This window comes from Frondihabitans sp. VKM Ac-2883 (genome assembly GCF_015350875.1).
In the GTDB taxonomy this organism is placed as follows: domain Bacteria; phylum Actinomycetota; class Actinomycetes; order Actinomycetales; family Microbacteriaceae; genus Frondihabitans.
In genome coordinates, this window is the sequence record NZ_JADKSF010000009.1 from 111737 (window position 1) to 132062 (window position 20326).

Below are 20326 nucleotides of genomic sequence, written 5' to 3' on the forward strand. Positions count from 1 at the left end.
CGAAGGCGTCTTCTGGCCGGAACATTCGGCCGGGACCCTGACAGGTCGATCGGGTGCGCCGCCATCATGCGATCCGGTAACCGACACCGCGAACCGTCTCGATCAAAGCGGCGTCACCGAGCCGTTTGCGGAGTTGTCCGATGACGACGTCGACAACGTTGGAGGTGGGGTCGGTGCGTTCATCCCAGCATCCCTCGAACAAGTCCGTGCGAGTCAGCACGGCACCATGAGCGCGAAGGAGCATTTCTAGGACGCCGAACTCTTTCGCCGTCACGCTTAACAGCACCCCGTCCTGGGTGACCGTGTGACGGGGCACATCCATCTCGATCGGCCCGGCACGCAGGACCGGGTCCCGATCGACAGTTTGGCGACGGACAAGTGCTCGGATTCTCACCTCGAGTTCGGCAAAGGCGAACGGTTTGACGAGGTAGTCGTCGGCACCGAAATGGAACCCGTCGACCCGGTCTGCGACCGTGTCCCGGGCCGTCAAGACCAACACGGGAACCTGCACCTTTGACCTACGCCAGGACTGCAGCAACGTAAGCGAATCCCCGTCGGGGACAGTCCGGTCCAAAACCACGCAGTCATAGGGGGTGACCGCGACTGCCTCATCCGACGCAGCGATCGTGGTGACGTGATCGACCGCGAAACCCGAGCGCCGCAAATCCTGCACGAGACGTGTGGCAAGGTCGAAGTCGTCCTCAAGCAGCAACAACTTCACACTGTTCTCTCCCGCGTCATCTTTCCACTCTGACAGCACGCACGTGAGAAACAGATGAAGTCACCCCTTCCAAGAACCTCATGTTCTCCTCATCTACCCCGGAGCACAGTGGCACCATGAACCACCACACTTCACGACACCTCACCGCCGCCGCCCTTACAGTTGCGGCCCTCGGTTTGACCGGGTGCGCCTCCAAAGCCAGCTTCACCGACACGACCCTGACCGGGACATCAACACCGACCTCGACCTCGACCTCGACCTCGACACCAACTCGCGGCACCACCTCGACCCCCACCCCCTCCCCCACAGCGATACCCACCAGCGGGACATCAACGCCAGGCACCGGGACTAGCTCTACTAAGGCGGGCACCAGCACGTCGACCTCGAGCCCTGGGACCCGCACAAGCGCGTGCGCTGCCTCGCAACTGGCCGGGGGTATCGGGCAACGAGACGGCCAACCCGGCGGCTCCGGGTCTGGGATGAGCCAGCAGCGCCTCTCCGTCATCCTTACCAACACCAGCAGCACCGCCTGCACCCTGCAGGGCTGGCCCGGCGTCTCGTTCGTGGGCAACAACAACGGTACCCAGATTGGCGCCGCAGCAACCCTTGACCGGGGCACACCCCACCCCACCGTCACCCTCCGCCACGGCACCTCCGCCCAGGCCTACATCACCATTAAAGACTCCGCCGTGTTTAACTCCGCCGAATGCAAACCCGTCCAACCGGACGGGTTCCGCGTCTACCCGCCCGGAAACAAAACGTCCATCTTTATCAAAGGCGCCGGCGCCGGCGACGGCACTGTCTGCACCTCTACGAAAGATGACCTCCTGCACGTCGCCGCATTCATTCCCAACCCATAGACGCGTAGTACCTCACCACTCCGGTGACAGAACTACGTCTCGCAAAACTAACTGTTTAGAGACGTCTCATCGGCGGGGGTGTCACCGGTGGGTCATAAGGCCCCAGGGCGTCTTGCTTTGTCGTCTTGGTCTCATGTTTGTATTCCACTCCGGATGGTTCCACGAATTTCTCCGACGAGCAGAAAACGCACCGACGAACGCAGCGACGGATCCCCCACGGGGAACGCCACCGAGGACCCGAACCAGGACAGTGACACCACGTCCGGCGGAGACCCAGAATAACCACCCGCACCACCCCCAATTGAAAGAGAACGCGCCATGAGCGACTCCCCGAACATCGACCCCGACCTCACCACGGACACCCCGGAAGACACCGCCCCGGACGACGCCCAGCAAGAAGCATCAGACGTTGAAGTGAGTTCCCCTGACGAGGTGGATCCGGACGACGGCACCGATGATGACGACGTCCCCATCGACAACCCGGCCGGCTGACTTCAGCCGAACCAAAAGAAGCGGGCCACACCGACAGGTGTGGCCCGCTTCTCTGTTGCGGCCGGTTGCTGGCTACTCGTCGCCGGTCTTGCTGTCGGCGACGTCGCCAGCTTTATCGACCTTGTCGTCGAACTTCCCGCCGGTCTTATCCGAGATGGCGTCTTCGGCTCTGTCAATGCCGGTGTCGCTAACCTGCTCACCCTTGTCACTATTCAGGGCGTCCTTCGCGCTACCCAGCAGTCCCATAATCCGGTTCCCTTCACGTATCGCCCACCGTGCGTGAGCCCGCATCCATTGGACTCCCCACCACCTGACTTGGGCCACAGCCAGTGGGCGGCCACAGGGTGGGTTCTTCTCTTCTGGTGCACTTTATGACGATGCGTCGGAGGGTAGAGGGCCTTCAGGGTGAAATCCGCCTACTAATGGGTGTTCACGTGCAGAACAACCAGGAAGAAGGCCAGTCATGAGCACTGTTCCCCCCAACGAGCCTTTCGGCTCGCCCCTTTACGATCAGACCGGCTACGAGCCGCCGCTGACACCCGCCGCGGGAGCCCATTCCGCCGGCACCAGTTTGTCCGACACCGACTCGTCGGCGAAGGACGCCGCTACCGCCAAGGCCGGCGTCGCGAAGGAGCAGGCGACTCAGGTCGCCGGCGACACCAAAGACGCCGCCACCAATGTTGCCGGGACCGCGAAGGAGCAGGCCGGCCAGGTCGCGTCCGAGGTGAAAAGCCAGGCAAAGGACCTCTACGGGCAGGCGACGTCGCAGCTGAAAGAGCAGGCTGGTACCCAATCGCAGAAAGTGTCCGAGGGGCTCCGTTCAATCTCGGACGAGCTATCCTCCATGGCCGAAAAGTCCGACGGGAACGGTGTCGCGTCCGAGCTGGTGCGGAACCTTTCCGGTCGTGCGGGGTCGGCGGCGTCGTGGCTGGATGGCCGCGATCCCGGTTCGCTCCTGGACGAGGTGAAGCAGTTCGCGGCCAGGAAGCCGGGAACGTTCATCGCGATCGCCGCCGGCGCCGGCCTTCTTGCCGGGCGTCTCACCAAGGCGCTGACCGCTGACGCCAAATCGGACACCCCGTTCTCGACCACGCCGACGGATTCAGCACACGCCCCCGTCACGTCGGAACCGGCTGTGGGTTACGAGCGCACCGCTACCCAGTTTGGTGACACCACCGTTGAGGCCGGGACCGCGCACATCGCTCCGACACCGACGTTCGATGACATCGTCGACGACCGTCCTTATGGTGAACAGCGATGACCGAACCAAATATCACCCCGGAAGATAAAGCGGCCACGACGTCACTCGGGGAGCTGCTGACCGGGGTGTCGAAAGACATCTCGACCCTGTTCCGTCAAGAGGTCGAGCTCGCAAAGGCGGAGCTGACGGAGTCGGCGAAGAAAGCAGGCAAGGGTGCCGGCATGTTCGGCGGCGCCGGCCTCACCGCCTTGTTCGCCCTGCTGTTCTTGTCGATCGCCGCGTGGTGGGGACTGGGATTCCTGCTGAACAACGCCTTGTCCGCTGTCGTCATCGCGGCGATCTACGCCGTAGTCGCCCTGATCCTTTTCCTCCGCGGGAAAAAGGAACTTAGAGATATCAACGGAGCACCGAAGACGGTCGACTCCCTCAAAAAAATTCCCGAAACCGTGAAGCCAGGAGGCCACGCATGAGTACCACCGACGGCATCAGCAACAACGGCGAGAAGAAGACGCCGGACGAGATCCGCGCAGAGATCGACGCCACCCGGGCAGGGCTCGGATTCGATGTCGATGCCCTCGCCGACAAAGTCGACCCGACCCAGGTGGCGCACCGTCAGGTCGAGAAGGTGAAGTCCCAGTTCACGAACGCGAAAGAGTCCGTGTTCGGGGCCGTCCACGACAAAACCAACTCCACCGGCAACGCGTCGGACACCGCCAAGCAGGCCGGGCAGCAGGCCGCGGAGAAAGTCAAGGGCAACCCCCTCGCGGTCGGGCTTCTCGCGTTCGGGGCCGGCTGGCTGGTCAGCTCCCTGATCCCCGCCACCGAGAAGGAACAGGCTTTTGCCGGTCAGGTCAAGGAACAGGCTGCACCGCTGGTCGATCAGGCCAAGTCCGCCGCGCAAGACGTCGCCCAGAACTTGAAGGGCCCCGCCCAGGATGCGGTCGCGTCAGTGAAGGACACCGCCCAGGACGCCGCCGGGACCGTCAAGGACGAAGCGCAGGGCGCCGCATCCAACGTGAAGGACTCTGCTCAGGGATCCGCCGACGAAGTCAAAAACGCCTAACCAGCCCTGTCACCCTAGGAAGCCCCGCCGAGCACACGTCGCTCTGCGGGGCTTTCCCATGCACCACCCATCAAAGGCGCCTACTTGTTCTTTTCATCTCGCCGGTCCCGCAAACCCTGTTCCCGTCCTTCGTCCGCACGCTCGATCAGGCGGTAAGCCGACGCGTCTACAACACGTCGGTCCCGTCCGGCGTGAACAACGGCCTGTTCGCGCTTTCGTCCAACGCGGACAAGGGTGCGTTCTGGGCGGCCATCGTTCTCGGCATTGCCCTCACTGGATCTAACGGTCGAACGGCTGCGCGGCGCGGTGCGCTGACCTTGATCGCGTCGTCGACACTGGCGAATCTCGTCGCGAAAAAAGTTGTCCGTGCCCCGCAGCCGAAACTGCGCGGGCTGAGGCACCGGCACTTGAACCACACCCCCACCAGCCCCTCCTTTTCCTCGGGGCACACTGCCACCGCGGCCGCCCTCGCCACCGGGGTATGGGTCGCAAACCCCAAGCGGGGTCTCATTATCGCCGCCCTGGCGCTTGCGGCCGGGTTCTCACGGCTGCATGTCGGGGCGCACTGGTTCTCCGACGTCGCCACCGGAACATCGTCGGCATCAAGGTTGGCCTGCTCAGCGGGAAACTTCTCCCCCGACTCATTTATAAACGTGACCGTCGGAGGCCGAGGAGTCGGACGCGAATTATTTGCTCCCGGCCGTTCGAGCCTTGGCCGTCGATCACCCCGACCAGTGATACCGCGGGCGGGTATGCATGAGCAATTCAGTTCAGCCGGTAATTAAACGGGTCTTCGGCCAGATGTGAGCTGCGGTCGTTGCGGACCCACATACAGCCGTCATACTGCAACCGCAACGGGGCCGCGCCCACGACGGTCAGCTCGACGTCCTCCTCGCCGGCATGGTGCAGAAGCAGCACCTGGAGGGCGCCAGCGGGGTCGCGGATGATGTGGGTGGTCGGGGCCATCGGGTCTCCTGCTCGTTGGCCGACACAATAGGCGGACTCGTCGAAGCGAGCCGGGTTGCTAGGCAGGGTTGACACCGACCCCGAACCATGGGCTTTGGACGATGTGGACCTTGCCAGGGCACGCCGAGGAGGGTGAGGTTATAAGCCAATTCGATAAGACCGACCCGGTGTCCCTGTACCCGGCCCCGTTGTTCCCGAAACAGGAGCAGTCCCTGCCGGGTGAGGCATGGAAGATGGACCCGAAACCCGACCACGGGGAAACCAGCCAGGTCGGCCTTGGCCGGTTGAAAGGGTTCCGCGGAGTTGTCACCGGCGCCGATTCCGGCATCGCACGAGCCGCCGCGATCGCCCTCTCTCGCGAGGGCGCCGACCTGGTCCTCGGCTACCTTCTGGAGGAACAGACCGACGCTGAAGAAGTCCGCGACCTCCTGGAAGGCGAAGGCCGCCGCGCGATGTTGTTTCCCGGGGACATCTCAGGTGAGCAGTACTACCACGACCTGATCCAGGAAGCCGTCAACGAGTTCGGTGGGCTCGACACACCGGTCATGGTCGCCAGGCGGATGGACTCCAACCCAGACATCCTCACCCTGACCACAGACGCGTTCGATTCGACAATGAAAACGAACATGTATTCCCTGCTATGGCTCTGCCAGGCAGCGATCCCGCACCCCGAACCCGGGTCCACGATCGTCACCACTGGTCCGTGCAAGGAGCCCAACCCTCTCCGGACAAAATCGATTACGCCATCACCAAGGGCGCCATCGGTGTCTTCACCGCAGCTCTCGCCCAACAACTGGCACCCAAGGGGATCCGGGTGAACTCCATTGCACCCGGACCCATCTGGACCCCGCTCCAGCCGGGATCCGACGACCCCGACACGGTCTCCACCCTCGGTGAGGGCTCCCCCTACGGCAGGCCCGGCCGACTCGCAGAACTCGGTGCGGCGTACGTCCACCTGGTCAGCCCGGAGTCCAGCTACACCTCCGGCGCTACAATCACCATCGCCGGTGGCACACCCGCCTACTAACAGCGTCTGCGCCCGACAACGAGAACAGCTCCCGACGGAAACGCCAGGAGCTGTCCACGTCGTGATCCCTAGGCCACTACTTCTTGGTGCTGGACCGCTTCGCCGGAGTCTTCTTCACTGGCGCCGCAGTGGGAGCAGCATCCGTGGCGCCCTGCCCGGTGGGTCCGTAGAAGGAGTTGATTTCCTGCAGCTCCATGTCCGCGGTCTGCTGGATCAGGGCGAGGAGATCCTTGTCGAGGCCCGGAGCGAATTCCTCGAGACGTTCGTCGGAGATCTTGGACGGAACGCCCTGGGGTGCCTGCTCGGTTGCGGTGAGGTCGGTGCCGTCCTTCGACGGCGAGGGGCCGCGGAAGATCTTCGAGGCTTCCGACTTGCCGTCGAGGTCGAACGAGTACTGCTTGCTCTGGAGGCCCAGGTCGACGAGCTTCTTGACCTCGGGGAACTTCTCGGCGTTGGTCTTAGGGATCGGCAGGAGCGTCTTCCAGTCGACGCCGAGCGTCTCCAGGGCTTTCGCGTAGGCGTTCTCGTGCGCCTGATCGCGGACGATCAGATAGGCGAGCGTGCCGCGGGCGGTGGCGTTGTCGGTCATCTCATAGATGCGGCACTTCTGCAGGCGACCGGTCGACTCGAGCATCAGGTTGTAGAGGAGGTCGAGGGGCAGGTTGCCCGAGTTGTAGACGTAGCTGCCGCTCCACGGGTTCCCGACCGAGTCCACCGGGAGGGCGCCCTGCGCACCGACGAGGTAGTGGTGGATGTTACCTGCGCCAAGAGCCATGTTCAGTGGCGTCGCTCCACCGGCGCCGGGGGTGTCGAGCGGATCGGTGAGCTTGCCCGTGTACGCAGGCGAACCGTCGAGCAGGTGCGAGATAGTGGTGCCGATGAGTTCCACGTGGCTGATCTCTTCGGTGCCGACCCCCTGAATGAGGTCGCGGTACGGCTTCGCTGCCGCGCCGCGGAAGTTCATCGCCTGAAAGAGGTACTGCATCATGGTGCGCATCTCCCCGAATTGACCGCCCAGGCCCTCCTGGAGGGCGTTCGCGGCCGCAGGATCCGGCTCCCCGTCAGAGATGTCGTTGATCCAGGTCTGTGCGTGGAAATACATGTGGCCTCCATCTAAGAGTCGACGACACCATGCCATCCCCCAACACACTGCACCCCCGCCGCAAACTCCACACAGGCTTTCTCGGAATCAAAGAAGGACGCCACCTCGTATGGTGGCGTCCTTCCCGAAGCAAACTCTAGTTAGCGGGTGCGCTTGTTCGCGACGTTCTTTGCCTTTTGAGCGGCGTTCTGTGCCTGCTGCTGCACGGAGGGAGCCTTGTCGGCTTCGGCCTTCATCTTCGGGGCCTCCTCCTCTGCTTTGGTGAGGTAGGACTCCCAGCGGGCCTGCATGGGCTTGATCAGGCCGCCGCCGGCGCCGACGACGATGACGCCACCGATAGTGGCCAGCACGGTGATCAGGATCGGGGTGGTGACGGTGGTCGCGACGTCAATCTGGTTCAGGGCCGCGGTCGCACCGATGAACAGAATGAACAGGCTCGCGATGTTGGCAAGGACCTTGCCGTAGGAGAGCCCGCCGAGGGTGCCCTGGATGAGGGTTTTCGCAGCGGCCGCGATCGCGGCGGCGATGACGACGATGATGATCGCGACGATGACCTTGGGCAAGAACCCGATGATTGCAGCGAGCAGGTCGCTGACGGGGTTGGGGCCGAAGACCCCGAACGCGAACTGGAGCACGAACAGCACCAGGGCGTAGTAGAGGATCTTGGCGATGATGTCGGACGCGTCAAGCTTGGAGTTCTCGAGCGCCTTCTTTACCCCGCCACGTTCGACGAGCCGGTCGAAACCAACCTTTTCGAGCAGCTTCGACAGGGCCTTGGAGATCAGTTTTGCGACGATGAGGCCGACTATCAGGATGACCAGGAACAACAGCAGTTTGGGGACGAAGTCAATGACCGACGCGAGGCCGGTCTGGAAGTAAACGGGCATGGGAGTGTCCTTTTCTCGGGTAGGGATTGCGGGATGGTGCGGTGGTGAACTGCGGCCCGGCTACAAGGTGTGCCGGGATGCGGAGGATTTAGTCGACCGTGGGAGGGTCGGTTTTAGTCCAGGTCAAAGTGAGCCGTGCCCCATCGGCCAGCTCGTCGATGTGCAGCGTCAGGTCGGCGCCGAAGAGTTCGGACGTGTTCAGGTCCGTGTCCGCGTGCTGCGACTGCGCAACCAAAGAGTTCAAGGCGGCGGCGACGGCGCGACCCCAGTCCTGCGGGTGCCGGCTAGAAGCGGTGCTCTCCGCGGTGAAAACAGTCACGAGGTCACTCTTTCCGGATCGAGGAGGCGTGCAACAGCGCTGGTTTCAAGAGAGCCAAGCAGGGCGGCAACGTCTTCGAAGACCTCGGCGGCGCCGGCCTCCCGCAGAAGCGCTTCCGCGGTCCCACCGGAGAGCAACCCGATCGAGGTAACCCCGGCGGTGGTGGCGGCTTTGATGTCCCAGACGGAGTCACCAACCAGGATCGCCTGGTCGGCGCTAACCCCGCCTTTGTTCAGGGCGACGGCGATGATGTCGGGGGCGGGCTTGGCCTTTTCACGTCCTCCGCTGACGTGACGGCGTAGGTGTCGTCGTCGATATTCAGCAGGGCGAGGAGCCGGGTGAGCTCCTGTTGCGGGGCCGACGTCGCCAGTACCACCCGGGTTCCGCGTCCCGCGAGCTCGGCGACGAACTCCTGGGCGCCGTCGAGGATCTTTAAGCGGGGGGCGAGTTGCTTGTACCGCTTGTCATGCAGGCCCTTGACTTCGTCCCGGGTTGATTTGGGCTCGTCACCGACCAGCTGGTCGAGGAGCTCGTTGGAGTCCGCACCGATAGCTTGCTGGATCCGCCAAGCCGGAACGTTCAGGCCGGTGGAGGTGAACGCATAGTCCCACGCTTCAACGTGGAGAAAATTCGAGTCAACGAGGGTGCCGTCGATGTCGAACAGGACCGCCGTTGGGTCGGCCATTAGGTGTCCCCGTCAGCCAGGCCAGCACACGCTTCCATCACGGTGGGGTAGCTGCCCCGGGACAGGTTTTGCGCATCAGCGAGGAGGTACCCGTCGCCGTCCCGGGTGATGGTCCCCGCGACCATCGCGGACCCTTCGAGGAGGACATCCCAGGTGGTGGGCGAAGTCTGATCAAGGGAGTAGGTGGGGGTGGTGTCGGAGTCAGCCATGGCGTCCTTGCGTCGGTGAGCGGCGGCAGAAAAAGGAATGCTGTCATTAAGACAACGAGTGGGAGGGCTGTTTCGTCACGCCGAACAACGAACATCTTCCATTGACTAACGGAATGATGAAGCAGAGGGTCTCGCTCATTGGGAGACTTCCCGGTCTAAACGGTCCAGGAGGGCTTCGAGAGCCACTTCGAATTCCTCATCGCTTCGGTCCTCGCTCAAAAGCGGGCGGAGGCGCAAGACTTCGGGTGCATTTTCGAGCGACATGCTGCCGTCACCGGCAGCAATGTCGGCGCCGCCTTCGTCCAGGGGTTCTTCCGCGGGTCCGGTTTCGGCGCCTCGCACGACCGACTGCAGAAGGAGTTGGCCGAGGAGGAAGCTGCTGAACGCACGGTAGGCGTTCACCGCTTGAGGGTCGGAAAAGCCGTTTACGGTCAGGGCCTCGAGGAACGTGTTCACGACTTCGATGCTCCTCAGGGGTGGACGGAGCCATGGTGCGGCAGGGTGTCGGGTTGCCACGAGCGGGAACGCTTTGGGGTGCTCGGAGGCGATGCGCCGCACCGCATGGGCGACCATTTGCATGAACGCCTGCCAGTGCTCTCCTTCTGCCTTCTTGAGGTGCGAGGTGAGGTTGCTCATGAGCGACGCGACCACACCTTCGAGGAGGTCTTCCTTGCCGTGGATGTACCGGTAGAGAGACATGGCCTCCACGCCAAGTTCCTGGGCCAAGGACCGCATTGACAGACCTTGCGGGCCTAAACGATCTATCTGGCCAAGCGCGGTACCGACGATAAGTTCGCGACTCAGTTTTGCGGGGGCTGGCCCCGTCCGGTTCGGTTTCTTGCGGTCATCCATGTCGGCCTTCTCCTGCCGATCTGCGGTTTTTCGCTGACAGCGGGGCTGGAGACGCGGGTGCACTCCACAAACCCCACGCTAGCAAGACTTACGTTGTAAGGTAACCGCAGGGTTTACGTTGTAAGCTCAAATTTCTCGAGCTGAGGAGAACAGGCCGGTGAACAGGAGACTGTCGGGTCGTTGCCAAAGCAACCTCGGCTCGTTCTTCACGGCCGCTCGCCGTGAGCAAGTGGCGATGTCTTGTGCTGCCGGAGCCGTCTGCAATCCGTTTCGGGAGGATCACCGACGTGCCCAGCGTTGACAAGCACTCGGCCCTCGAACAGGTCGATGACCCGGTCCTTGCGCGTCGGGCCGGTGATGGTGACCTTCGGGCGTTCGCCACGTTGGTGCGCAGACTTGAGCCCGTTGTGCGGGTGTACGCCCGCCGTATTCTCGGTTCGGCAGCTGACGTGGACGATGTTGCTCAGGACACCTTTCTCACCGCCTGGCAGCAGCTGCCAGGCTTGCAAGACACCAGCGGGGTTCGCGGCTGGCTCCTGACGATCGCGTCGCGAAAAGCGATCGACCGGGTCCGGGCACGACACGACCACGCAGACATAGACGACTATGAACAGCCCGCCCCCAACGAAGACGGACCCGAACACTCCGCTGAGGCCTCAAGCCGGCAGCGAGCTCTCGGTGTCGCCTTGTCAACCCTTCCAATGGACCAGCGCCGGTGTTGGGTGCTGAAAGAGCTGGGTAGTTACAGTTACGACGACATCGCGGCAGAGATCGATCAGCCGTTGAGCACGGTGCGGGGTCTACTGTCCCGAGCACGGAAAAACATGATCCGAGAGATGGAGGCCTGGCGATGAGCACCACCCCTAACCCCATCCCTGACCCCGCCGCGAGGCATCTCCAGGACAGTGACGTCCCCGTCTCCGCTGTTTTCGCTTTAGAACCGGAAGATCTCGACGGATACACGGTCGATGATCTGTCCGACTACCTCGATGGCGGGATGACCCCCCGGGATCCGGTAATCGACATCTCACCGGCATGCCAGATCGCTCTTGCCGCCCTCGCCCGGCTGAAAACCCTCACCGCCACATTCCTGGACGAGGAGGCAGCCTTCGAGGAGCCTCGAGATGAGTCGTGGATCTCGTCGCTGTTGCAAAACATCTCCATAGAATCCAGAGCCGGTCGGCAGATTCCCTTCCGGAAGGCCGAGCTTCGCACCGAGCTGGTCATCACGGAGGGTGCCGTTCGTGGTCTCATTCGTGCCGCCGGCGACATGGTGCACGGGATTCTCGTCGGCAGAAGCGCACTCGTGGGTGACGTCACCAGGCTGGACGAACCGATCACGGTAGAAGTCGAGGCAACCATCATCTGGCGCAATAACATCCCCGACGCCGCCAAGCAATTGCGCGAGGCCATCCAGGACACCCTGGCCCGAAACACGGACCTTGCTGTCGCTGGGATCACCGTCACCATCAGCGACGTGCACATCACCCCACAGGAGAGCAGCTAATGGCAACCACTGAGAACGCTCTAGCTGACACGTTGACTGCTCTCGTGGAAGCGACCCCCGGTGTGACCCGGCTATACCCACCCATCCGTGCCGTACCAGGTGCAAACGCAGCCCGCCAAGTCCTTACCGACCTCAAAGTGCTCGTACCCGCAGCACGCGTCGTTGTCGATCATGGCCGGAAGGCAGTGTTCGCGTCGATTGGTATCGGCCTGTCCGCACCCGCGGGTGATATCGGGGCTGACGTGTGTTCCCGGATCGAACAGTGCCTTGCGTCGGCGGGCCGGGAGATGGACGTGAAGATTACCATCGCCTACGTCACCAACTGACCTCCCACTGCTTTCTCTGACGTCGTCGCAGGGTCCGGAAATCTTTTTTTGGGCAATTGTGTGACGAATGGTCTGCTCCACTCGTTTCCTTAGTGACTGCCCCTCGTAAGGGGGACCACCACTTGCTTCCGGGGTAGTTGATTCGCCAGGACACCAGCACGGTGTTTTGGACTTCATCAACTTCAGGAGAACGTTCATGTCGAACACCACCCCCACCCCCAATGCCGTGATCCCGACATCCTCGTCGAAGGCCGTTACCCCGGCGCACTCCACCGAGACCGGTAAGACCAATATCAACGACGCCGTCGTGTCCAAGGTCGCCGGCATCGCCGCCCGCGAGGTTCGTGGCGTTCATGCTCTCGGTGGCGGCGCGGGTCGCGCGATCGGTGCCCTCCGCGACCGTGTCGGTCAGACGAACCTCGCCCAGGGCATCTCGGTCGAGGTCGGCGAGACCCAGGTCGCCGTCGACGTCACCCTCACCGCCGAGTACCCGGTGTCGCTCCAGGACCTCGCGGACAACGTCCGCGACGCCGTCGGCGACGCGGTCGAGAACATCGTCGGCATGGAGGTCGCGGAGATTAACGTGACTATCGCCGACGTCTTTGTCCCCTCGGACGATGACGACGACGAGTCCGACAGCCGCGTCAAGTGACCCCCACGATCATCGGCATCGGGGTCGCTGCAGCCCTCGTCCTGACCTGGATGACCCTCGGCTTCGGTGCATTCATCCTCCTTGCCCTCGCCATGGCGGCCGGGGCGATCATCGGCCGCATTGTCGCCGGCGATATCGAGTTCAGCGCGCTGTTGGACATCTTCAAGGGAAAGCGCTCCTCCTCATGACGATGACCGAAACGACCCCCACCCCTACTCGGAAGAACGAGTGGGAGAAGCTCCCGGGGCGGACGAAGATCGCATCGCGTGCGTTGGACCGGGTCGTTTCGGCCGTCACCGCCGACACCCTCGGCATCGACACCAAAAAGGTCTCCGTTGACATGAGCGACGACGGCGGAAGCCTGTCGCTGACGGTGTCCGCACCGATCCGCGTGCCCTCGCTTCTTCGGATTGAGAACGAGCCCGGGGTTGTCGACCGGCAGGGCGGATCGCTCCTCGAGCGGGCAAAGACCGCGCAAGAGCAGATCCGCACCCGGGTGCAGCAGCTCACCGGCAACCAGGTCGACCGGGTCATCGTGAAGATCACCGGTGTCGACATTCAGGAAGAAAGGCGCGTCAAATGAGTACGAAGTCCACGTATTCTCGTATTGCGCGCCGGGAAACCCACTCCCCCAGGTCCGTCCTCGCGATCATCCTGGCAGTGATCCTGATCCTCGCCGCCGCATATGCCGTGATCGAGATCATCCTCGCCATCGCCAGACCTAAACCGCTTTTGGTCACGCCTGGAAATGCGGCAAAGGGTCTCGTCGGGGCGAACACCATCCCGGTCTGGATCCTGATCGTCGCTGGGATCATCCTGGCGATCATCGGCATCTGGCTGATCATCGCCTCGTTCACTTCGGGTCGTCGTGCCCGGCATCTGATTCAGACGGACCGGGCTGTCACGGTGATCGATAACGAGGTCATCGCCTCCGCTCTTGCACGCCATGCGTCGTACGCCGCGAACACGGACCCGGACAACACCCGCGTCAGCGTGACCCACAACCGTGCCGTTGTCGAGATGACCCCCGCTACCGGCCGCGACGTGGACAAAAGCCGGATCCAGGAAGCCGTCAACGAGCAGCTCGCCGCCTACGACGTCTCACCAAAGCTGAGGTCGAAGATCGATATCAAGAAGACTGGGAAGGTCGGCGCATGAACACCACCAATCGCGGCGCCAACCGGCTCCTCATTTTCATTGTCGGCCTCGTCGTCCTGATCATCGGTGCTGCGTCGATCCTTCTCGGGGTGCTTCCGGCGTTCTCGTCCGGGTGGAAATCCACCGCCCCGACGGTATCTAAAAACGTCGCCTCGACCTTAAACGCGGCACCGTTCTTCGCCACCGGCTCCAGCTGGCTGTACATCGCCCTGATCGCCGTGTTGGTGATCATCGTCATTCTGCTTGTCCGGTTCATCGTGAAGCAGGGCAACGGGCACACTTCGGAGTTGTTCCATGACGACACCACCGAACACGGCTCCACGATCGTTAAGGCCGGGGTCGCCAAGGAGGCGCTCCAGGACGCGCTGAAAGACCGCGACGACCTGGTGTCCTCGTCCGTCACCACGTATGACGTCCAGGGAACCAACGTCCTCAAGATCTCGGCGACGGCACGTCGTGGGGTGTCCCCGAAGGATGTCTCCGACACGATCCAGACACACCTGAAGGCCCTCGACCAGCTGCTCGGGTTCGAGGTCCCGGCGATGATCCAGATCTCCGGTGGGTTCCGCGCCCGCACCGCCAAAAAGACCCGCCTGTCCTAGAAAACGAGACCTACATGATCCGCCTCCTGAAGTACCTGCCCGTAGTCCTGTCGATTGTCGGGGTAATCCGGAAGTCAAGGATAGACGTGGGGCTGAAGAACTCCAAGACGACCAAAGGCAGTCGCTCTTCATTCCGAAAGTAATCGCACGTTACCAACGGCTTCCACGTGGAGGAGCATCACCAAAGCAGCACCTGCACGATCAGCACGCCACAGGGGTCGTTTCTAACCCTTTACCGCCCGAACCGGTCCCGCTAGAAAAGACCCCTACGAATGCCTGCAGCAACTACCCGTCCAGCCCGAAGGACGCTGGTTGGCCGGATCCCGGTCAGCGTCCTCCACGGTTTTTTCGTCGGCATCGCCCTGCTGTTCCTTGTTGGTGGATTCGGTCTCATCGCCCTCCACCTCGACAGCAGCGTTGCTCCTGCCCCGGCCCCTGCCTTAGATCCGTGACCTCTGGCCTGCTCGACGCCCTCCTCGACTGGGCACAAAGCTACGAACTTCCCTCCCCCACCTAGGCGGAGGAAGACGCACCATCGGTACTACCGCACCACCTGTAGAGCACCAACCCGAAAGCACCATCACCTCTCTAGGGCGGATCGACATTGTTGTCGCCCTCAACCCGTAAAGGAAAACACCATGATCAGCACCGACGAAATCAACACCCTCCTCTCTGGCCGCGGCGACGTCGTTGACCAGCACGGCAAGAAGATCGGCTCCATCGGCCAGATCTTCACCGACGACCGCACCGGCGAGCCCGAGTGGGTCACCGCCCACACCGGCCTCTTCGGCGGCGGCGAATCCTTCGTCCCCCTGTCCGCTGCGACCGTGACCGGCAACGACGTGCAGGTTCCCTACACGAAGGACCAGGTCAGGGACGCCCCTCACTCCGACGAAAAGGACGGTTACCTCACTGTGGAGCAGGAGTCCGCCCTCTACGCCCATTACGGCCTCGAGGACACCACCACCGACCAGGCCGACCTGTACGGCAACCCCCCGGTCTACGACCAGGACGCCGCCGGCACCGCGACCACCGGTGAGTACGCAGAGACGGAGACCGGCCGCCCCACCGAAGGCCACGACACGTCGGGTGCGAACACGGACGACGCCATGACCCGCTCGGAGGAGCAGCTGCACGTCGGGACCCGTCAGACTGAGGCCGGCAAGGCGCGCCTTCGCAAGTACATCGTCACCGAGCAGGAGACCCGCACCGTCCCTGTCTCCCACGACGAGGTCACCATCACCCGCGAGCCCATCACCGACGCCAACCGCGGCGACGCCCTCTCGGGCGCCGACCTCACCGAGGAAGAGCACGAAATCGTCCTGCACGAGGACAAGGTCGTCGTGGACAAGGAGGCCGTCGCCGTCGAGCGCATCAAGCTCGGCACAGAGACCGTCACCGAAAACAAGACGGTCACGGAGGACGTCCGCAAGGAGCAGATCGAGTTCGAAGACGACACCAACACGACCGGTCGCACGACCGGTGACGTCGACACCGACCGCGCCTAACCGCGATTACCTGAAGAGACGATCACATGAGTAGCAGCATTGGCGGCCCCGGGGCCGAAGACAACCGCACTCGCGGCAACGACGGGCGAAACGAATCCGAACATGGCGACTACGGCGCCAACCGTGACGCTCTCGCGACCGACCGGCAATCGGTCGTGGCGCGGGAGAAGGCCGAATTCGGCGGGATGAAGTTCGGTAGTGCGTTCTTTGGGTGGTTGACGGCTACGGGGCTTGCCGTGCTGCTGCTCGGGATTCTGTCCGGCATCGGCGTCGGGGTTGCCGCGACCAACGGGGATGCGAAGAACGCAGCGCAGGACAACGCGACGACCACCACTATCGTCAGCGCCATCGTGCTGCTGGTCGTTGTGTTCATTGCGTACTTCGCCGGCGGGTACGTCGCCGGGCGGATGGCTCGCTTTAACGGCGTCCGTCAGGGTGTTGCCGTCTGGCTGTGGGCGGTCATCGTCACCGTGCTCCTTGCGATCATCGGTGTCATCGCCGGCAGCCAGTTCGACGTCCTCAACCGCCTCGGCACCATCCCGACCGGCAGCATCAACGGCAACGCGACCGCCGGCGGCATCATCACGCTCGTCGTCGTCGTGGTCCTCGCCCTCGTCGGCGCGATCCTCGGCGGACTTGCCGGGATGCGGTATCACCGCAAGGTCGACAAAGTGGGCCTCGGCCTCTAACCCACAGCCCCTGGGTTAGACCCTCGCACGTCATCCTTGCGAGGACGCACGAACCGGTGCGGGAGGTGCCCCCTAGCCGCCGCCCGCACCACCCCCTCTTCCTCACGCTCGCTTACTCTCCACACCTTTTGAAAGGGGCTCGCCCGTGAGCTTTCTCGGTTTCCTTCTCCTTGGCCTGATCGCCGGCGCGATCGCCAAACTCATCCTCCCCGGCCGCCAGGGCGGCGGCTGGCTGATCACTCTCCTCCTCGGCGTCGTCGGAGCGCTCCTTGGTGGCTTCCTCGGCGGGCTCTTGTTCCATGTCGGCTACAACGGGTTCTTCTCGTTGCAGTCGTGGATCATCGCCATTGTCGGATCCCTGATCGTCCTGATCGTCTACGGCGCTATCACCGGCCGCCGCAGCCGCGTCTAACACCGGCGCGGCGACACACACACTCGGGGCGGGCATCAAAGGTGATGCCCGCCCCGTCCCCTTTTTCCGTGACCGACTTTCTGCGGTCTCAACAGAAGTGAGCAAGCTCATGATCGACCCGCAGTCCGTTCCCCACCTCCCTGGTGTTCCCGTCCTGGATGTCGACGGCGACGTCATCGGGTCCGTTGAACGCGTGTTCATCCACCAAGACACCGGAGCCCCGCTGTGGGTGTTGATCGAGACCCACTTCGACGGTGCGCCCAACGCTTTCGCGCCTCTTGATGGGGCCCGGTTCGAAGACCAATCAGGGTCCGCCCTCCACGTCGGGGTTCCCCGAGCCGTCGTCGAAGACGCCCCCATGATCACGTCCATCGACACCCTGACCATGGACGACGTCCACGCCCTCCGCTCCTACTACGGGGCATCACCGGCCGTCATTGCGGCTGCACCGTCTCAGGACGTCTCGGGGATAAGTCCTGTCGACGTAGTTCGTTCCGAGGAGCAGCTGCGGGTCAGCACTGTCTCTGTCCCGAAGGAGCTGGTCCGGTTCGGGAAGATCATCGTGACCGAAGAGAGAACCGTCACGGTCACTGTCCGCCGGGAAGAGCTCCGTATCATCCGCGAACCCATCGAGGCAAGCATGGACACGGCGACGCCCGGCGGGCAGCTGTCGGCGGCGGATCTGGACATTGTGTTGCACGAAGAACGCATCATCACCACCACGGAGGTCGTCCCGGTGGAGCGTGTCCGGGTTCGCGTTACCGAGGTCACTGAGGACCTGCCCGTGACCGACACGGTCCGCAAGGAACGCGTTGACCTCAGCACCAGCAAATCCTGACCACCGTCTCGTTCCGCGAGCTTCCTCACCGCTACCGAAAGCGAATCTGTGCCCGACACCGCTGCCGCCCCGATGGGCCCCGACGGTTCCCGCAGCCCCGCCCGCATCAGCCGACTTACCGCAGAAGCGTTCGGGACGTTTGTCCTCGTCTTCGGCGGGGCCGGCGCCGCCCTCCTCGCGTCTCAGTTCCCGACCAAGGCGAACACCCTCGGGATCGGGGACGTCGGCGTCGCCCTCGCGTTCGGGCTCACTGTTGTTGGCGCTGGGTATGCCGTCGGCCACATCTCCGGCGGGCACTTCAACCCCGCCGTGACGGTTGGCCTATTCGTTGCCGGGAAGTTTCCCAAGATCGACGTCGGCCCTTACGTCGCCGCGCAGATCCTCGGCGGCGCCCTCGCATCCTCGGCGCTGGCGGTCATCGTCGGCGGTGGACCTGCCGGAAGCTTCTACCGAGCCCACCTGTCGGGGTTCGCGTCGAACGGGTTCGGCCGGCACTCGCCCGGTGGCTACAACCTCCTCGCCGTGTCCCTGATTGAGGTCATCCTCACCGCCGTGTTCGTGTACGTCATCCTTGGCGTCACCGACAAAAACGCAGTCGACGGGTTCGGACCCCTCACCATCGGCCTGACGCTGACTCTGATTCACCTGGTCGCGATCCCGATCGACGGTACCTCGGTGAATCCGGCCCGATCCATCGCTACCGCCCTCTACGGCGGCCCCGCAGCCCTGGGACAGGTGTGGGTGTTCATCCTCGCCCCACTCGCCGGTGCCGCCCTCGCCGGCTACACCCACCTGGGCCTGTTCACCCGCACCATGCCCCACACCCCCGACCACTGAAACGGACCCCTCATGAGCGGCACCGTCACCATCACCGAACTGGACAACATCACCGACCCCGTCCTGGTCGACGTCCGCGAACCCAACGAGTACGCCACCGGGCATGTTGCCGGTGCCATCAACATCCCCCTCGACACCCTGCCAGCCCGGGTCGAAGACGTCCCCGATGCGGAACCTGTGTACGTCATCTGCCAGGCCGGCAACCGCAGCAGCCGCGGCGCCACATCCTGATCGACCTCGTCTACCAGGCCGTCAGCGTCGACGGCGGCACCCAAGCCTGGACCGAACAAGGCCTCCCCCTCGTCACCGAGTAACTACACCCCAGCACCAACACACCAAGAAGAAGGAGTACCACCATGGCTGGACGCAACACCGTCATCCGCAGCATGCACGACCTCGGGCTCGCCGCCTGGTTCGGCGGCAACCTCATGGGAGCAGTCGGCCTCAACGGCGCCACCAGCGGCGCGAAAGACCCCGTCGAGCGCCTCACCCTTGCAGCCCTTGGCTGGAAAAAATGGGCGCCCCTGCAAATCGCAGCACTCAGCGTTCACGCCATCGGCGGGATTGGGCTCATCGGCGCCAATAAGGGCCGCCTTGCCACCCAAAAAGAAGGGCGCACCAACACTGGTGTAAAGCTGGCTCTCACCTTCATAGCCGTCGGCACGACTTTCTGGTCCGGGGTGGCGGGTAAGCGTCTCGCGGATCACGCCGGCGAAGGTACCAACGGGACCACTGAACCGGACGAATTCGCCTCCAAAGCCCTTGCCTCGGCACAGAACCAGTTGAAGCTCCTCCAGTGGGCGACCCCGGTCCTTTCTGGGATCCTTGTTGTGCTCGCGGCCCAACAAGGTGAACAGCAGCGGTCCGTCGCGGGACTGCTGAAGTCCAAGAAGAAGCATCGCTAACCCCCCACCCGCATCACCCAAGAAAGAAAGAAGTAGCTGATGGAATTCGACAAGAGCCAGGTTCTCGACATGCTGAAGGGCGTGGGCCAGCACGACGACGCCAAAAAAGCCGACAAGGAACTCCCCGACAAGGTCGACACCGACCAGCACACCGACCTTCTCCAGAAGTTCGGAGTCAACCCCCAGGACCTCGTCGGCAAACTCGGCGGCATGCTCGGCAGGTAACAAGCAGCATTACCTAAGGCCCCTTCCAGGCTGGAAGGGGCCTTTCACCGGTCGGCCAGCAAAATCGTTCCAAGACGATCGACTACCGGAAACCCTATTCCAACGGCGACTCCCTCGTCGTTTCAGGGTTCGCACCGTCTTGAATAGGTAGTCCGAATCTGATCTCGTTGACGGTGCCCTATTCGGCAACGGGAACCGGTAGGTGCGTCTCAAAAAACTTTGGTGGCCTCGACCGGTCGATGCACCGCTCGTTGATTCGAGAGTAGCGGGCGACGATTCGGCC

At 63.2% G+C, this 20326-nt stretch carries 33 protein-coding genes and 1 pseudogene; 24 read left to right on the plus strand and 10 right to left on the minus strand.

Annotated elements, in window-relative coordinates:
• Positions 1-64 precede the first annotated feature (64 nt).
• Together ITJ49_RS15520 and ITJ49_RS17690 are read right to left on the minus strand one after the other, a co-directional pair.
• Positions 65-760: a winged helix-turn-helix domain-containing protein gene (locus ITJ49_RS15520; protein WP_370544560.1), complete on the minus strand. Its 696-nt coding sequence runs from the start codon at positions 758-760 to the stop codon at positions 65-67.
• Entirely contained in the window at positions 738-1097 is a 360-nt protein-coding gene (locus ITJ49_RS17690) for a hypothetical protein (protein WP_228514606.1), read from the minus strand. The genes ITJ49_RS15520 and ITJ49_RS17690 overlap by 23 nt, the downstream gene beginning before the upstream one ends.
• On the opposite strand from ITJ49_RS17690, the gene ITJ49_RS17695 reads away from it, so the two are divergent.
• Together ITJ49_RS17695 and ITJ49_RS15530 are read left to right on the plus strand one after the other, a co-directional pair.
• Positions 1033-1581, plus strand: coding sequence for a DUF4232 domain-containing protein (locus ITJ49_RS17695; RefSeq protein ID WP_370544565.1), 549 nt, complete (start codon positions 1033-1035; stop codon positions 1579-1581). The genes ITJ49_RS17690 and ITJ49_RS17695 overlap by 65 nt on opposite strands.
• 318 nt (positions 1582-1899) lie before the next feature.
• Entirely contained in the window at positions 1900-2073 is a 174-nt protein-coding gene (locus ITJ49_RS15530) for a hypothetical protein (RefSeq protein ID WP_194606482.1), read from the plus strand.
• A gap of 72 nt (positions 2074-2145) precedes the next feature.
• Here the strand turns inward: ITJ49_RS15530 and ITJ49_RS15535 are convergent, their stop codons facing one another.
• Positions 2146-2319, minus strand: coding sequence for an antitoxin (locus ITJ49_RS15535; protein ID WP_194606483.1), 174 nt, complete (start codon positions 2317-2319; stop codon positions 2146-2148).
• Between the two features lie 217 nt (positions 2320-2536).
• On the opposite strand from ITJ49_RS15535, the gene ITJ49_RS15540 reads away from it, so the two are divergent.
• The 4 genes from ITJ49_RS15540 (at position 2537) to ITJ49_RS18300 (ending at position 5122) form a co-directional block, all read left to right on the plus strand.
• On the plus strand, positions 2537-3334 hold the full coding sequence (locus ITJ49_RS15540; protein WP_194606484.1) for a hypothetical protein: 798 nt from the start codon (positions 2537-2539) through the stop codon (positions 3332-3334).
• Positions 3331-3744 carry a phage holin family protein gene (locus ITJ49_RS15545; protein ID WP_194606485.1) on the plus strand — a complete coding sequence of 138 codons (414 nt, stop codon included), beginning with the start codon at positions 3331-3333 and terminating at the stop codon, positions 3742-3744. Before ITJ49_RS15540 ends, ITJ49_RS15545 begins: the two co-directional genes overlap by 4 nt.
• On the plus strand, positions 3741-4337 hold the full coding sequence (locus tag ITJ49_RS15550) for a DUF3618 domain-containing protein (RefSeq protein WP_194606486.1): 597 nt from the start codon (positions 3741-3743) through the stop codon (positions 4335-4337). The genes ITJ49_RS15545 and ITJ49_RS15550 overlap by 4 nt, the downstream gene beginning before the upstream one ends.
• A 191-nt stretch (positions 4338-4528) precedes the next feature.
• Positions 4529-5122 (plus strand): phosphatase PAP2 family protein, encoded by a 594-nt coding sequence (locus ITJ49_RS18300; RefSeq protein WP_194606487.1) that lies wholly within the window; start codon positions 4529-4531, stop codon positions 5120-5122.
• On the opposite strand, the gene ITJ49_RS15560 is transcribed toward ITJ49_RS18300, so the two are convergent.
• Positions 5103-5303, minus strand: coding sequence for a hypothetical protein (locus ITJ49_RS15560; protein ID WP_194606488.1), 201 nt, complete (start codon positions 5301-5303; stop codon positions 5103-5105). The genes ITJ49_RS18300 and ITJ49_RS15560 overlap by 20 nt on opposite strands.
• A gap of 233 nt (positions 5304-5536) precedes the next feature.
• On the opposite strand from ITJ49_RS15560, the gene ITJ49_RS17915 reads away from it, so the two are divergent.
• Both ITJ49_RS17915 and ITJ49_RS17920 read left to right on the plus strand, forming a co-directional pair.
• Positions 5537-6121: an SDR family oxidoreductase gene (locus ITJ49_RS17915; protein WP_370544561.1), complete on the plus strand. Its 585-nt coding sequence runs from the start codon at positions 5537-5539 to the stop codon at positions 6119-6121.
• Positions 6007-6330: an SDR family oxidoreductase gene (locus ITJ49_RS17920; protein ID WP_370544562.1), complete on the plus strand. Its 324-nt coding sequence runs from the start codon at positions 6007-6009 to the stop codon at positions 6328-6330. The genes ITJ49_RS17915 and ITJ49_RS17920 overlap by 115 nt, the downstream gene beginning before the upstream one ends.
• 76 nt (positions 6331-6406) lie before the next feature.
• On the opposite strand, the gene ITJ49_RS15570 is transcribed toward ITJ49_RS17920, so the two are convergent.
• The 6 genes and pseudogenes from ITJ49_RS15570 to ITJ49_RS15595 form a co-directional block, all read right to left on the minus strand.
• Entirely contained in the window at positions 6407-7432 is a 1026-nt protein-coding gene (locus tag ITJ49_RS15570) for a manganese catalase family protein (RefSeq protein WP_194606489.1), read from the minus strand.
• Between the two features lie 140 nt (positions 7433-7572).
• Positions 7573-8319, minus strand: coding sequence for a hypothetical protein (locus ITJ49_RS15575; RefSeq protein WP_194606490.1), 747 nt, complete (start codon positions 8317-8319; stop codon positions 7573-7575).
• 88 nt (positions 8320-8407) lie between these two features.
• A complete protein-coding gene (locus ITJ49_RS15580; RefSeq protein WP_194606491.1) occupies positions 8408-8638 on the minus strand; it encodes a hypothetical protein in 231 nt (76 codons plus the stop codon).
• Positions 8635-9323 (minus strand): annotated as a pseudogene (locus ITJ49_RS15585) (HAD family hydrolase). The gene ITJ49_RS15580 and the pseudogene ITJ49_RS15585 overlap by 4 nt, the downstream one beginning before the upstream one ends.
• Positions 9323-9532, minus strand: a complete 210-nt coding sequence (locus tag ITJ49_RS15590; RefSeq protein ID WP_194606492.1) for a hypothetical protein — start codon at positions 9530-9532, stop codon at positions 9323-9325. Before ITJ49_RS15590 ends, ITJ49_RS15585 begins: the two are co-directional and overlap by 1 nt.
• Positions 9533-9667: 135 nt before the next feature.
• Positions 9668-10384 (minus strand): TetR/AcrR family transcriptional regulator C-terminal domain-containing protein, encoded by a 717-nt coding sequence (locus tag ITJ49_RS15595; RefSeq protein WP_194606493.1) that lies wholly within the window; start codon positions 10382-10384, stop codon positions 9668-9670.
• A gap of 287 nt (positions 10385-10671) precedes the next feature.
• Here ITJ49_RS15595 and ITJ49_RS15600 point away from each other — a divergent pair, with 287 nt between their 5' ends.
• The 16 genes from ITJ49_RS15600 to ITJ49_RS15675 all read left to right on the plus strand — a co-directional run bounded on the left by ITJ49_RS15600 (position 10672) and on the right by ITJ49_RS15675 (position 20043).
• A complete protein-coding gene (locus tag ITJ49_RS15600) occupies positions 10672-11238 on the plus strand; it encodes an RNA polymerase sigma factor (protein WP_194606494.1) in 567 nt (188 codons plus the stop codon).
• A complete protein-coding gene (locus ITJ49_RS15605; RefSeq protein WP_194606495.1) occupies positions 11235-11891 on the plus strand; it encodes an Asp23/Gls24 family envelope stress response protein in 657 nt (218 codons plus the stop codon). The genes ITJ49_RS15600 and ITJ49_RS15605 overlap by 4 nt, the downstream gene beginning before the upstream one ends.
• Positions 11891-12217: a hypothetical protein gene (locus ITJ49_RS15610; RefSeq protein WP_194606496.1), complete on the plus strand. Its 327-nt coding sequence runs from the start codon at positions 11891-11893 to the stop codon at positions 12215-12217. The genes ITJ49_RS15605 and ITJ49_RS15610 overlap by 1 nt, the downstream gene beginning before the upstream one ends.
• Before the next feature lie 196 nt (positions 12218-12413).
• Positions 12414-12869, plus strand: a complete 456-nt coding sequence (locus ITJ49_RS15615; protein WP_194606497.1) for an Asp23/Gls24 family envelope stress response protein — start codon at positions 12414-12416, stop codon at positions 12867-12869.
• Entirely contained in the window at positions 12866-13057 is a 192-nt protein-coding gene (locus ITJ49_RS15620) for a hypothetical protein (protein ID WP_194606498.1), read from the plus strand. The genes ITJ49_RS15615 and ITJ49_RS15620 overlap by 4 nt, the downstream gene beginning before the upstream one ends.
• Positions 13054-13452 (plus strand): hypothetical protein, encoded by a 399-nt coding sequence (locus ITJ49_RS15625; protein ID WP_228514586.1) that lies wholly within the window; start codon positions 13054-13056, stop codon positions 13450-13452. The genes ITJ49_RS15620 and ITJ49_RS15625 overlap by 4 nt, the downstream gene beginning before the upstream one ends.
• Positions 13449-14027 (plus strand): DUF6286 domain-containing protein, encoded by a 579-nt coding sequence (locus ITJ49_RS15630; protein ID WP_194606499.1) that lies wholly within the window; start codon positions 13449-13451, stop codon positions 14025-14027. Before ITJ49_RS15625 ends, ITJ49_RS15630 begins: the two co-directional genes overlap by 4 nt.
• On the plus strand, positions 14024-14629 hold the full coding sequence (locus ITJ49_RS15635; RefSeq protein ID WP_194606500.1) for a hypothetical protein: 606 nt from the start codon (positions 14024-14026) through the stop codon (positions 14627-14629). Before ITJ49_RS15630 ends, ITJ49_RS15635 begins: the two co-directional genes overlap by 4 nt.
• Positions 14630-15267: 638 nt before the next feature.
• On the plus strand, positions 15268-16137 hold the full coding sequence (locus tag ITJ49_RS15640) for a YsnF/AvaK domain-containing protein (protein WP_194606501.1): 870 nt from the start codon (positions 15268-15270) through the stop codon (positions 16135-16137).
• A 26-nt stretch (positions 16138-16163) separates the two neighbouring features.
• Complete coding sequence (locus ITJ49_RS15645) at positions 16164-16826, plus strand: hypothetical protein (protein WP_194606502.1); 663 nt, start codon at positions 16164-16166, stop codon at positions 16824-16826.
• A 145-nt stretch (positions 16827-16971) separates the two neighbouring features.
• Positions 16972-17238 carry a GlsB/YeaQ/YmgE family stress response membrane protein gene (locus ITJ49_RS15650; protein ID WP_194606503.1) on the plus strand — a complete coding sequence of 89 codons (267 nt, stop codon included), beginning with the start codon at positions 16972-16974 and terminating at the stop codon, positions 17236-17238.
• A 97-nt stretch (positions 17239-17335) separates the two neighbouring features.
• Positions 17336-18076 (plus strand): YsnF/AvaK domain-containing protein, encoded by a 741-nt coding sequence (locus ITJ49_RS18305; RefSeq protein ID WP_194606504.1) that lies wholly within the window; start codon positions 17336-17338, stop codon positions 18074-18076.
• A 48-nt stretch (positions 18077-18124) separates the two neighbouring features.
• Positions 18125-18913 (plus strand): aquaporin Z, encoded by a 789-nt coding sequence (aqpZ, locus tag ITJ49_RS15660; RefSeq protein ID WP_370544564.1) that lies wholly within the window; start codon positions 18125-18127, stop codon positions 18911-18913.
• A gap of 12 nt (positions 18914-18925) precedes the next feature.
• The gene (locus tag ITJ49_RS15665; RefSeq protein ID WP_228514587.1) at positions 18926-19144 is read left to right on the plus strand and encodes a rhodanese-like domain-containing protein; all 219 of its coding nucleotides are present in this window, start codon (positions 18926-18928) and stop codon (positions 19142-19144) included.
• Positions 19145-19269: 125 nt separating this feature from the next.
• Complete coding sequence (locus tag ITJ49_RS15670) at positions 19270-19818, plus strand: hypothetical protein (protein WP_194606505.1); 549 nt, start codon at positions 19270-19272, stop codon at positions 19816-19818.
• Positions 19819-19857: 39 nt separating this feature from the next.
• On the plus strand, positions 19858-20043 hold the full coding sequence (locus tag ITJ49_RS15675) for a hypothetical protein (RefSeq protein ID WP_194606506.1): 186 nt from the start codon (positions 19858-19860) through the stop codon (positions 20041-20043).
• Positions 20044-20326: the final 283 nt, after the last annotated feature.

What these genes read in the sequence shown, in the direction of transcription:
- ITJ49_RS15530 (WP_194606482.1), top strand. Translation starts at nt 1,900, where the DNA reads ATGAGCGACTCCCCGAACATCGACCCCGACCTCACCACGGACACCCCG.
- ITJ49_RS15535 (WP_194606483.1), bottom strand. Translation starts at nt 2,319, where the DNA reads ATGGGACTGCTGGGTAGCGCGAAGGACGCCCTGAATAGTGACAAGGGT.
- ITJ49_RS15540 (WP_194606484.1), top strand. Translation starts at nt 2,537, where the DNA reads ATGAGCACTGTTCCCCCCAACGAGCCTTTCGGCTCGCCCCTTTACGAT.
- ITJ49_RS15545 (WP_194606485.1), top strand. Translation starts at nt 3,331, where the DNA reads ATGACCGAACCAAATATCACCCCGGAAGATAAAGCGGCCACGACGTCA.
- ITJ49_RS15550 (WP_194606486.1), top strand. Translation starts at nt 3,741, where the DNA reads ATGAGTACCACCGACGGCATCAGCAACAACGGCGAGAAGAAGACGCCG.
- ITJ49_RS15560 (WP_194606488.1), bottom strand. Translation starts at nt 5,303, where the DNA reads ATGGCCCCGACCACCCACATCATCCGCGACCCCGCTGGCGCCCTCCAG.
- ITJ49_RS17915 (WP_370544561.1), top strand. Translation starts at nt 5,537, where the DNA reads ATGGACCCGAAACCCGACCACGGGGAAACCAGCCAGGTCGGCCTTGGC.
- ITJ49_RS15570 (WP_194606489.1), bottom strand. Translation starts at nt 7,432, where the DNA reads ATGTATTTCCACGCACAGACCTGGATCAACGACATCTCTGACGGGGAG.
- ITJ49_RS15575 (WP_194606490.1), bottom strand. Translation starts at nt 8,319, where the DNA reads ATGCCCGTTTACTTCCAGACCGGCCTCGCGTCGGTCATTGACTTCGTC.
- ITJ49_RS15590 (WP_194606492.1), bottom strand. Translation starts at nt 9,532, where the DNA reads ATGGCTGACTCCGACACCACCCCCACCTACTCCCTTGATCAGACTTCG.
- ITJ49_RS15595 (WP_194606493.1), bottom strand. Translation starts at nt 10,384, where the DNA reads ATGGATGACCGCAAGAAACCGAACCGGACGGGGCCAGCCCCCGCAAAA.
- ITJ49_RS15605 (WP_194606495.1), top strand. Translation starts at nt 11,235, where the DNA reads ATGAGCACCACCCCTAACCCCATCCCTGACCCCGCCGCGAGGCATCTC.
- ITJ49_RS15610 (WP_194606496.1), top strand. Translation starts at nt 11,891, where the DNA reads ATGGCAACCACTGAGAACGCTCTAGCTGACACGTTGACTGCTCTCGTG.
- ITJ49_RS15615 (WP_194606497.1), top strand. Translation starts at nt 12,414, where the DNA reads ATGTCGAACACCACCCCCACCCCCAATGCCGTGATCCCGACATCCTCG.
- ITJ49_RS15625 (WP_228514586.1), top strand. Translation starts at nt 13,054, where the DNA reads ATGACGATGACCGAAACGACCCCCACCCCTACTCGGAAGAACGAGTGG.
- ITJ49_RS15630 (WP_194606499.1), top strand. Translation starts at nt 13,449, where the DNA reads ATGAGTACGAAGTCCACGTATTCTCGTATTGCGCGCCGGGAAACCCAC.
- ITJ49_RS15635 (WP_194606500.1), top strand. Translation starts at nt 14,024, where the DNA reads ATGAACACCACCAATCGCGGCGCCAACCGGCTCCTCATTTTCATTGTC.
- ITJ49_RS15640 (WP_194606501.1), top strand. Translation starts at nt 15,268, where the DNA reads ATGATCAGCACCGACGAAATCAACACCCTCCTCTCTGGCCGCGGCGAC.
- ITJ49_RS15645 (WP_194606502.1), top strand. Translation starts at nt 16,164, where the DNA reads ATGAGTAGCAGCATTGGCGGCCCCGGGGCCGAAGACAACCGCACTCGC.
- ITJ49_RS15665 (WP_228514587.1), top strand. Translation starts at nt 18,926, where the DNA reads ATGAGCGGCACCGTCACCATCACCGAACTGGACAACATCACCGACCCC.
- ITJ49_RS15670 (WP_194606505.1), top strand. Translation starts at nt 19,270, where the DNA reads ATGGCTGGACGCAACACCGTCATCCGCAGCATGCACGACCTCGGGCTC.
- ITJ49_RS15675 (WP_194606506.1), top strand. Translation starts at nt 19,858, where the DNA reads ATGGAATTCGACAAGAGCCAGGTTCTCGACATGCTGAAGGGCGTGGGC.